Source organism: Micromonospora sp. NPDC049799, assembly GCF_040656655.1.
Lineage (GTDB): Bacteria > Actinomycetota > Actinomycetes > Mycobacteriales > Micromonosporaceae > Micromonospora.
This window is the reverse complement of sequence record NZ_JBFAMU010000223.1, coordinates 1-8,167: the sequence shown is the minus strand read 5'-3', so window position 1 is coordinate 8,167 and position 8,167 is coordinate 1. Positions and strand designations below refer to the sequence as shown.

Genomic DNA, 8,167 nt, shown 5'->3' with positions numbered 1-8,167 from the left:
CTCAACGCCGCGCTCTCCGACACCGACGTCGCCGAGCAGGTGCGCACCGGCCGGCTGCTCCGTGCCGCCTCATCGGCGCCTCCGGTGACCAGCCGCAGGTGCGGCCTCGGCACCTCGCCGAAGCCGGAGTGACTGGCGGCGCGGAGCAGCCGGCCGGTGCGCACCTGCTCGGCGACGTCGGTGTCGGAGAGCGCGGCGTTGAGCGTCGCCTCCACCTCGGCCAGCGGCAGCTTCCCGGCCGACGGGGCTCCCTCGGTCTCGCGCGCCAGCTTGCGGACCTCGGCGACGAGGGCGCCGACCACGGCCCGCCGCTGGGCGGAGAGCTCGCGCAGCCGCGGACCGCTCAGCTCCCGCTGGGCGGTGCGCAGCGCCTCGGCGAGCTGCACCAGGTCGGCGACCAGTTCGGGACGCTCCAGGGCGAGCAGGTTGACCAGCCAGGCGGCCACGGTGGGGCGGCGCAGGCGGGCGATCTCCCGGGCGGCCTTCGGGTCACCGGCGCGGCGCGCGTCGGCGACCGCCCCGTCACGTGCGGCGACGAACCGGTCGGGTGGCGTGCGGTAGAGCTGCCGCACCAGGTCTCGGGGCGGGTCGGGCATCGCGCGTCAGGCGTCGACCCGGGTGCCCGGCTCGAGCCGGCGGTAGTCCACATCGGCCAGGCGGGTGAAGTTGTTGTTCAGCACCGACAGCCCGTTGTCGTTGAGCAGGCCGTCGTGCAGCGCGTACGCCCGACGCGGCGCCACCGCCCGCAGGAAGTCCAGCGACTCGGAGAACTTCGTCCACGGGGCGTGGATCGGCAGGAAGAGCGTGTCAACGCGGACGTCGTCGGGAACCACCAGCGAGTCGCCGGGATGGTAGACCCGGTCGTCGACGAGGTACGCCAGGTTGTCGATCACCGGGATGTCCGGGTGGATCACGGCGTGCCGCCCGCCGTACGCCCGGACGGGGACACCGGCGGCGGTGAACTCGGCGCCCGCCTCGACCGGAGCCAGCACGTCGGCCAGGCCGTCCAGCATGGAGGCCAGCGAGGCCGGCCCGTACAGGGCGAAGGGACGGTCCTCGTGCCGCTCGGCGAGGGCCGGCACGTTCACGTGGTCCGGGTGCTCGTGGGTGATCAACACGGCGTCCACCCCGTCCAGGGCCTCCGGCTCGCTGAACACCCCCGGGTCGATCACCAGCACTCCCCCGTCGTGCTCGACGCGTACGCAGGAGTGGCCGTACTTCGTCAGCCGCATTCGTGACTCCTCGATTATCGAATCGTGATGTCCTCAGCGCAGTCTGCCGGAACGGGCGCGGCACCGCGCCTCGTCTGACCGATCGCCCCGATCCTCGGGGCCACGGAGGATCGGAGCGGGGACATGGACGGAACGGGACGACGGCGTCGGGGCGTACTGCTCGCGGCGGCGGGACTGGCGGCGGTACTCGCGGTGGGAGGCTGCGGCGCGTCCGGCGGTGACGAGGCGGGGACGAACGACAGTGCGGCGCGCGGGCCGGCCGCGGCGCCGGAGGGCGCCGACCTGGCCGGTGAGGCACCGGCCGGGGCCGGACAGCCCGCCGAGGGGAAGGCCGGGGCTGGGGCACCGGACCTCCGGGTGGACCAACGCTCCATCGTCTACACCGGCTCCATGCGGGTGCAGGTGCGGAACGTGGACCAGGCGGCCCGGGACGCGATCACGCTCGCCACCACGGCGGGCGGGTTCGTCGGCGGCGACCAGCGACGCAGCGCCGGCGGGGACGCCACCGCCGACCTGACGCTCCGGGTGCCGGCGGCGAAGTTCACCGGGGTCGTCGACGAGTTGGCCAAGCTCGGCACCCGGCAGCAACAGGAGATAAACACCGAGGACGTCACCGAGGAGACCGTCGACCTCGACGCCCGCATCACCACCCAGCGCGCCCGGGTCGACAACGCCCGCCGCCTGCTCTCCCGGGCCACCTCCATCGGCGACCTGGTGTCGCTGGAGAACGAGCTGGCCCGGCGGGAGGCCGACCTGGCGTCCCTGGAGGCGAAGAAGCGCCGGTTGGCCGACCTGGCCGCGCTGTCGACGATCACCGTGTCCCTGGTGGGCCCGGACGCCCGACCGATCGACGACTCCGACGAGGCCGGCTTCCTGGTCGGGCTGAAGGGTGGCTGGAAGGTCTTCCTGACCTCGATGACCGTGCTGCTGACCGTGCTCGGGGCGATCCTGCCGTGGCTGGTCACGTTCGGCGTACCGCTGGGGTTGCTCTGGTGGTTCGCCCGCCGTCGCCGGCAGCGGCGGCCGGCCCTGGTGGCCCCGGCGGCACCCGGTCCGGCGGTGGCCACGTCACCGGCCGTGCCGGGGGCGCGGTCCGGGACCTGACGTCGTGCGTCTGGTGGCCCTTCGTCCCGCGACGAACGGCCACCAGACGTCGAGGACGGGCTCAGCTCGGACTACCGGCGGGAACGGCGTCCGGCACGGAGACGACCTCCGCCGGAGCCGGTTCCGGGAGACGCCAGGGCGCGATGTCCACCCAGGACCGGATCTGCCGGTCGGTGGCGAGCAGGTCCTTGCGCAGGTCGTACACGAGGTGCCGGGGAGAGTCGGCGGGATCGCCCCGTCGGGTCCCCCGGAACGGCAGCACCGGCAGCAACAGCGGATAGTCGATCTGCCCCGTGCCGTTGCCCACCCCGATCTCGCGCTCCAGGAAGTCGCGGATCCCGTTGCGCACGTCCTCGACGTCCTCGAGGCGGGCGAGCCCCGGATCGCCGTCGGCCACGTGGTCACCGGCGCGGTCCACCGGCGGTCGCCGCCAGATCAGCTGGAACGCCGGCCGCTTCGCGGTGAAGCCGCGGTCCCAGGGCCGCGGGCTGAGCGAGTACACGTCGTACGTGTGGTGGTGGTAGACCGAGCCCCACTCGCCCATGTCCCGCAGCACCTCGTCGACCGCCGCCAGCCAGGGCAGCAGCTGCTCCTCGCGCAGCCGGGACCCCTCGCTGAGGTGGTACTCCCGGTACAGGCCGGCGTTGCCGGCGTACGGGGCCGGGGGAACCTGCTCGTGCACGTGGACCCGGTTGGCGTCGAGCAAGATCCGGGAGAGGTGGAAGCCGGCGACCGCCACGCCGGGGGCGCGCCCCGCGACGATGTCCTCGACCAGGTGCCGGTAGATGGCGGCGGTTCCGAGGTCCAGGTTGTCGTGTACCAGCTGGGCCAGGTTCGTGAAGTCGACCGGGTCGGTGGCGGCGAGCAGGTCCGGCGTCAGTTCCGTACCGCAGTGCGGCAGGATGTGCAGCTCGCGGAGCGGGCCGTCGGTGCTGGCGACGATCGTGCCACCGCCGACCCGGAGCCACCGGGCGTGCGCTCCGGCCGTCCCCGGGTCCGCGTCGAGGTAGGAGTGACCGCAGTCGGAGCAGTCGTGCTGCCGCTGGTGCTTGAGGAACAGGCCGTCACCGACCAGGTCAGCCGTCGTCACCAGCGCGGCCGGCGCCGGCCGGCTCACCCCGCCGACCCGAAGGTCTCGTCGGCGAGAGCCGCCAGCGCGGTGTGCGCCAGGACGCGGACGCCGTACTCGATGGCCCGCTCGTCCACGTCGAACCCGGGCCGGTGGAGGTCACGCTGGTCGGTCGCGCCGGGCGGCGAGACCCCGAGCCGGATCATCGCGCCGGGAACCCGCTCCAGGTAGAAGGAGAAGTCCTCGCCGCCCATGCTGGTCTCGGCCTCGAAGACGTTCTCGTGGCCCAGCGCGCGGGCCGCTGCGGCGCCGATGATGTCGGCCGCGTGCTTGTCGTTGACGACGGGCGGCGTACCGCGGACGTACTCGACGTCGATCTCGGCGCCGGTCCCGCTGACCAGGTCCGGGACCAGCTTCATGATGATCTCGCCGGCGTCGTACCAGGCCTCCCGGTGCAGGGAGCGGACCGTTCCCCGGATGTACCCGAGCGAGGGGATGGTGTTGGACGCCTCGCCGGCGTGCACCGCACCCCAGACCAGCGAAACCGGCCAGCGGGGGTCCATCCGCCGGGCGAGCTGGGCCGGCAGGTCGGTGACCAGTCGGCCGAGGAGGTCGACCAGGTCGGTGGTGAGGTGCGGGCGGGCGGTGTGCCCGCCCGGGCCACCGACGCGGATCTCCAGACTGGCGGCGGCCGCGGTCAGCGGACCGGAGCGCACCCCGACGGCGCCGACCGGGTACTGCGGCGCGCAGTGCACCGCGAAGATGCACGAGACACCGTCGAGGCCGCCGGCCGCGATGACCTCCGGCGCCCCGGACGGCATCGCCTCCTCGGCCGGTTGGAAGATCAGCCGCACCCTTCCGGGCAGCCGCCCGCGGTCGGCGAGCCGGGCGAGCAGCGGGGCCAGCCCCAGCAGGATGGTGGTGTGCACGTCGTGACCGCAGGCGTGGCACACGCCCGGCACGGTGGACCGGTAGGAGGCGTCTTTGATGTCGGTCAGCGGCAGGGCGTCGAGGTCGGCGCGGAAGGCGACCAGCGGCCCGGTCGAGGAGCCGATGTCGCAGATGACGCCGTTGCCCTTGGGCAGCAGTCGTGGACGCAGGCCGAGCGCGGCGAGCTGGTGCGCGACGAGGGCGGTGGTCTCGAACTCGTCACCGGACAGCTCGGGATGCGCGTGGATGTGCCGGCGGGTGGCGACGAGTTCGGGTACCCGCAGGGTCAGGAGGTCGTCCAGGCCGTCGGGCAGCGGCTGGGGCGGGGGAGACGCCTCCAGCGGGGATGACGCCGGGCCGCCGGTCGGCGGCGTCAACGCAGTCGTCACGTCGGTTTCTCGATCACTAGAAAGGCATGGATCTTCCGGGACAGCAGACAGACTAGACCGCCGACGGTGACGCTGCGCAACCTCGTTACGGTGATCATCGAAGCGCACAGTGTCACGATTGCCCTGCTCGGGGCGCTCGGCCAAGAGCGGGACAGCAGGTAGATCGCGGTTCGACGCCGTCATCCGCCCCACACCTCCTACAACGCGTAACCAATTCGGCAGTCGCGAGACAATGCCGAAGGCAGGCCCATCTTTCCGAATTGTCGCATTGGTCGTTTCGGTAAACTGCCACTCCGGCAATCACCCGACCACGCTCGGCAACGGGGCCCCGCAGACGTTCACACCATCGGCCGCTCACTGACCGCACACCGTGTGCGTCCCGAACACACCGGGGCGCGGAGTTCACCCCGTCCGGTTACCCGTAAACCTCTGCGGCACACGCCGCCGCCGGTGGGCCGCGCCGCCCCCGGAGGCGGACGAGCGGGCTCCGGCGTCGTCGCCCGGCCCGCTCAGCATCCGCGCCGCCGGTCGGCGACGGGACCTGTCTCGACTGTAGCTCTGCCGGCGACACCCGCGCCCACCAGCGAAAACGTGCGATCAGTCGGAAGCACGACGGCCACCGTGCCCCCTGCCGGGGACCGGTGGCCGTAACGTACGTGGGTCAGAAGCGGTCGGTCGGCCGGTACAGCCCCCAGACCTGGCGCAGCGTGCCGCACACCTCGCCCACCGTCGCCCGCTCCCGCAGGGCCTGCTTCATCGGGTGCAGCACGTTCTCCGTGCCCTCGGCGGCGGCCCGCAACGCCGCCAGAGCCCGCTCGACCGCCCCGTTGTCCCGCTCGGCGCGCAGCTTGGCCAGCCGCTCGCCCTGGGCCGCCTCGATCGTCGGGTCCACCCGCAACGGCTCGTACGGCTCCTCGGCGTCGATGGCGAACCGGTTGAGCCCGACCACCACCCGCTCCCCCGAGTCGATCTCCTGCGCGATCCGGTACGCGGACTGCTCGATCTCCCGCTTCTGGAAGCCCGCCTCGATCGCGTCCACCGCCGAACCGTGCTCGAAGACCCGCTCCATCAGCTCGTTGGCCGCCGCCTCGACCTCGGCGGTCATCGCCTCCACCACGTACGAGCCGGCGAACGGGTCCACGGTGGCGGTCAGGTCCGTCTCGTAGGCCAGGACCTGCTGGGTACGCAACGCGAGCCGGGCCGCCTTCTCGGTGGGCAGCGCGATCGCCTCGTCGAAGCTGTTGGTGTGCAGCGACTGGGTGCCGCCGAGCACCGCGCCGAGCCCCTGGACCGCCACCCGGACCAGGTTGACCTCGGGCTGCTGGGCGGTGAGCTGCACACCGGCGGTCTGGGTGTGGAACCGCAGCATCATGGACTTCGGGTTCTGCGCGCCGAACTCGTCGCGCATCAGCCGGGCCCAGATCCGTCGGGCGGCGCGGAACTTCGCGACCTCCTCCAGCAGGGTGGTCCGGGCGACGAAGAAGAACGACAGTCGAGGCGCGAAGTCGTCCACCGCGAGCCCGGCGGCGAGCGCGGCGCGGACGTACTCGACACCGTTGGCGAGGGTGAACGCGATCTCCTGCGCGGGCGTCGCGCCGGCCTCGGCCATGTGGTACCCGGAGATGGAGATGGTGTTCCACTTCGGCACCTCCGCCCGGCAGTAGGCGAAGGTGTCGGCGACCAGCCGCAGTGAGGGCTTCGGCGGGAAGATGTACGTCCCGCGGGCGATGTACTCCTTGAGGATGTCGTTCTGGATCGTGCCGTTCAGCGCCGACCCGGGTACGCCGTTCTCCTCGGCGACCAGTTGGTAGAGCAGGAGCAGCACCGAGCCGGGCGCGTTGATCGTCATCGAGGTGGAGACCTTGTCCAGCGGGATGCCGTCGAAGAGCAGCCGCATGTCCTCGATGGAGTCGATGGCGACGCCGACCTTGCCCACCTCGCCGTGCGCGATCGGGTCGTCGGAGTCGTAGCCCATCTGGGTCGGCAGGTCGAAGGCGACGGAGAGGCCCATCGTGCCCGCCCGCAGCAGCTGGTGGTAGCGCGCGTTGGACTCGGTGGCGGTGCCGAAGCCGGCGTACTGCCGCATGGTCCAGGGGCGGGAGGTGTACATGGTGGGGTAGACCCCACGGGTGTACGGGTACTCGCCGGGACCACCCAGCCGGGAGTCCAGGTCCTCCGGAAGGTCGGCCGCCGTGTAGACGCCCTTGATCGGGAAACCGGACTCGCTTGACCGCCGTTCGCTCATCAACGGATGGTAGGACGAGGCGGCGCGTCGGCGGGTGAGGGATTCCGCACAGTCCGTCCGCGAAGGTCGACCAGAGGTGAACGGCTGGGCACGTACCGTCGAGTTCGGTAAACGTCCGCCGCGTCGGGTTTCGCATCGGGCGTCGGAACCAGCAAGATAGGGGGGTTGTGTCCCAGCCCCCTCGATTTCCCCCGGTGGCTTTTCTGTGACTCAGATCCCGACGTGGAGCGGCGGACCAGTCAGTCCCCCCAACGGACGCGCGACACCCGGCACCACCATCGGTGGTCGGTACTCGTTGCGCTCCTCCGTGGGCAACGGGGGCATGGGCACGGTCTGGCGTGCCACCGACACGCTGCTGCGTCGTGACGTGGCCGTCAAGGAGGTCGTGCTGCCGCCAGGGCTCGCCCCGAGCGACCGCGACGCCATGTACGAGCGCACCCTCCGCGAGGCGCGCGCCGCCGCCGCGATCCAGCACCCGGCCGTGGTGCAGGTGTACGACGTGGTCACCGAGGGCGGCCGGCCGTGGATCGTGATGGAGCTGCTGGACGCCCGCAGCCTCGCCGACATGGTGATCGAGGACGGCCCGGTCGCGCAACGGGTGGTGGCCAAGATCGGCATCGCCCTGCTGGGCGCGCTGGAGGTGGCGCACGCGATCGGCGTGCTGCACCGCGACGTCAAGCCGGCCAACGTGCTGATCTGCTCCGACGGCCGCTGCGTGCTGACCGACTTCGGCGTCGCCCGGATGCCCACCGACGTGCAGCTCACCACCCCCGGGATGGTGCTCGGCTCGCCGCACTTCATCTCACCGGAGCGGGCGATGGGCCAGGACTTCGGGCCCCCCAGCGACCTGTTCTCCCTCGGCGTGACCCTCTACACGGCGGTGGAGGGCCGGCCCCCGTTCGACAAGGGCGACCCGATCGAGACGATGCACGCCGTCGTCGAGGACCCGCCGGCCCCGCCGCAGCGCAGCGGCCCGCTGACGCGCGTGCTCATGGGCCTGCTGGAGAAGGATCCGGCTCGCCGGCTTGACGTGCACACCGCCCGGGCCATGCTCCGTGAGCTGCTGGCCGGCCCGCTGACCAGCACCGCCGCCGCGGTCAACTCGGTGACCGACCCCTACTCGGTGGTGCCGGTGCAGCGGCCGGTGTCGACCCCGCCGCCGGCCGCGCCGGAGCCGAAGCCGAGCGGCCAGATCGGC

General features: G+C 72.3%; 6 protein-coding genes and 1 pseudogene. 2 read left to right on the top strand and 5 right to left on the bottom strand.

Translation table 11 applies throughout. The features are described from left to right. A pseudogene (locus tag AB0I76_RS17550) lies at positions 1-596 on the bottom strand (hypothetical protein); the annotation flags it as partial. Positions 597-602: 6 nt separating this feature from the next. After that, positions 603-1,232, bottom strand: coding sequence for an MBL fold metallo-hydrolase (locus tag AB0I76_RS17545; protein ID WP_357036141.1), 630 nt, complete (start codon positions 1,230-1,232; stop codon positions 603-605). A 123-nt stretch (positions 1,233-1,355) separates the two neighbouring features. Here AB0I76_RS17545 and AB0I76_RS17540 point away from each other — a divergent pair, with 123 nt between their 5' ends. Further along, complete coding sequence (locus AB0I76_RS17540) at positions 1,356-2,336, top strand: DUF4349 domain-containing protein (protein WP_357036138.1); 981 nt, start codon at positions 1,356-1,358, stop codon at positions 2,334-2,336. Positions 2,337-2,397: 61 nt separating this feature from the next. On the opposite strand, the gene AB0I76_RS17535 is transcribed toward AB0I76_RS17540, so the two are convergent. The 3 genes from AB0I76_RS17535 to AB0I76_RS17525 all read right to left on the bottom strand — a co-directional run bounded on the left by AB0I76_RS17535 (position 2,398) and on the right by AB0I76_RS17525 (position 6,969). Beyond that, the gene (locus AB0I76_RS17535) at positions 2,398-3,453 is read right to left on the bottom strand and encodes a hypothetical protein (RefSeq protein WP_357036135.1); all 1,056 of its coding nucleotides are present in this window, start codon (positions 3,451-3,453) and stop codon (positions 2,398-2,400) included. Continuing rightward, positions 3,450-4,724 (bottom strand): amidohydrolase, encoded by a 1,275-nt coding sequence (locus AB0I76_RS17530; protein ID WP_357036132.1) that lies wholly within the window; start codon positions 4,722-4,724, stop codon positions 3,450-3,452. Before AB0I76_RS17530 ends, AB0I76_RS17535 begins: the two co-directional genes overlap by 4 nt. Positions 4,725-5,385: 661 nt before the next feature. After that, positions 5,386-6,969: a methylmalonyl-CoA mutase family protein gene (locus tag AB0I76_RS17525; protein ID WP_357036129.1), complete on the bottom strand. Its 1,584-nt coding sequence runs from the start codon at positions 6,967-6,969 to the stop codon at positions 5,386-5,388. A 205-nt stretch (positions 6,970-7,174) separates the two neighbouring features. On the opposite strand from AB0I76_RS17525, the gene AB0I76_RS17520 reads away from it, so the two are divergent. Beyond that, positions 7,175-8,167 (top strand): serine/threonine-protein kinase (locus AB0I76_RS17520; protein ID WP_357036126.1); only part of this gene is annotated, 993 nt, incomplete at its 3' end.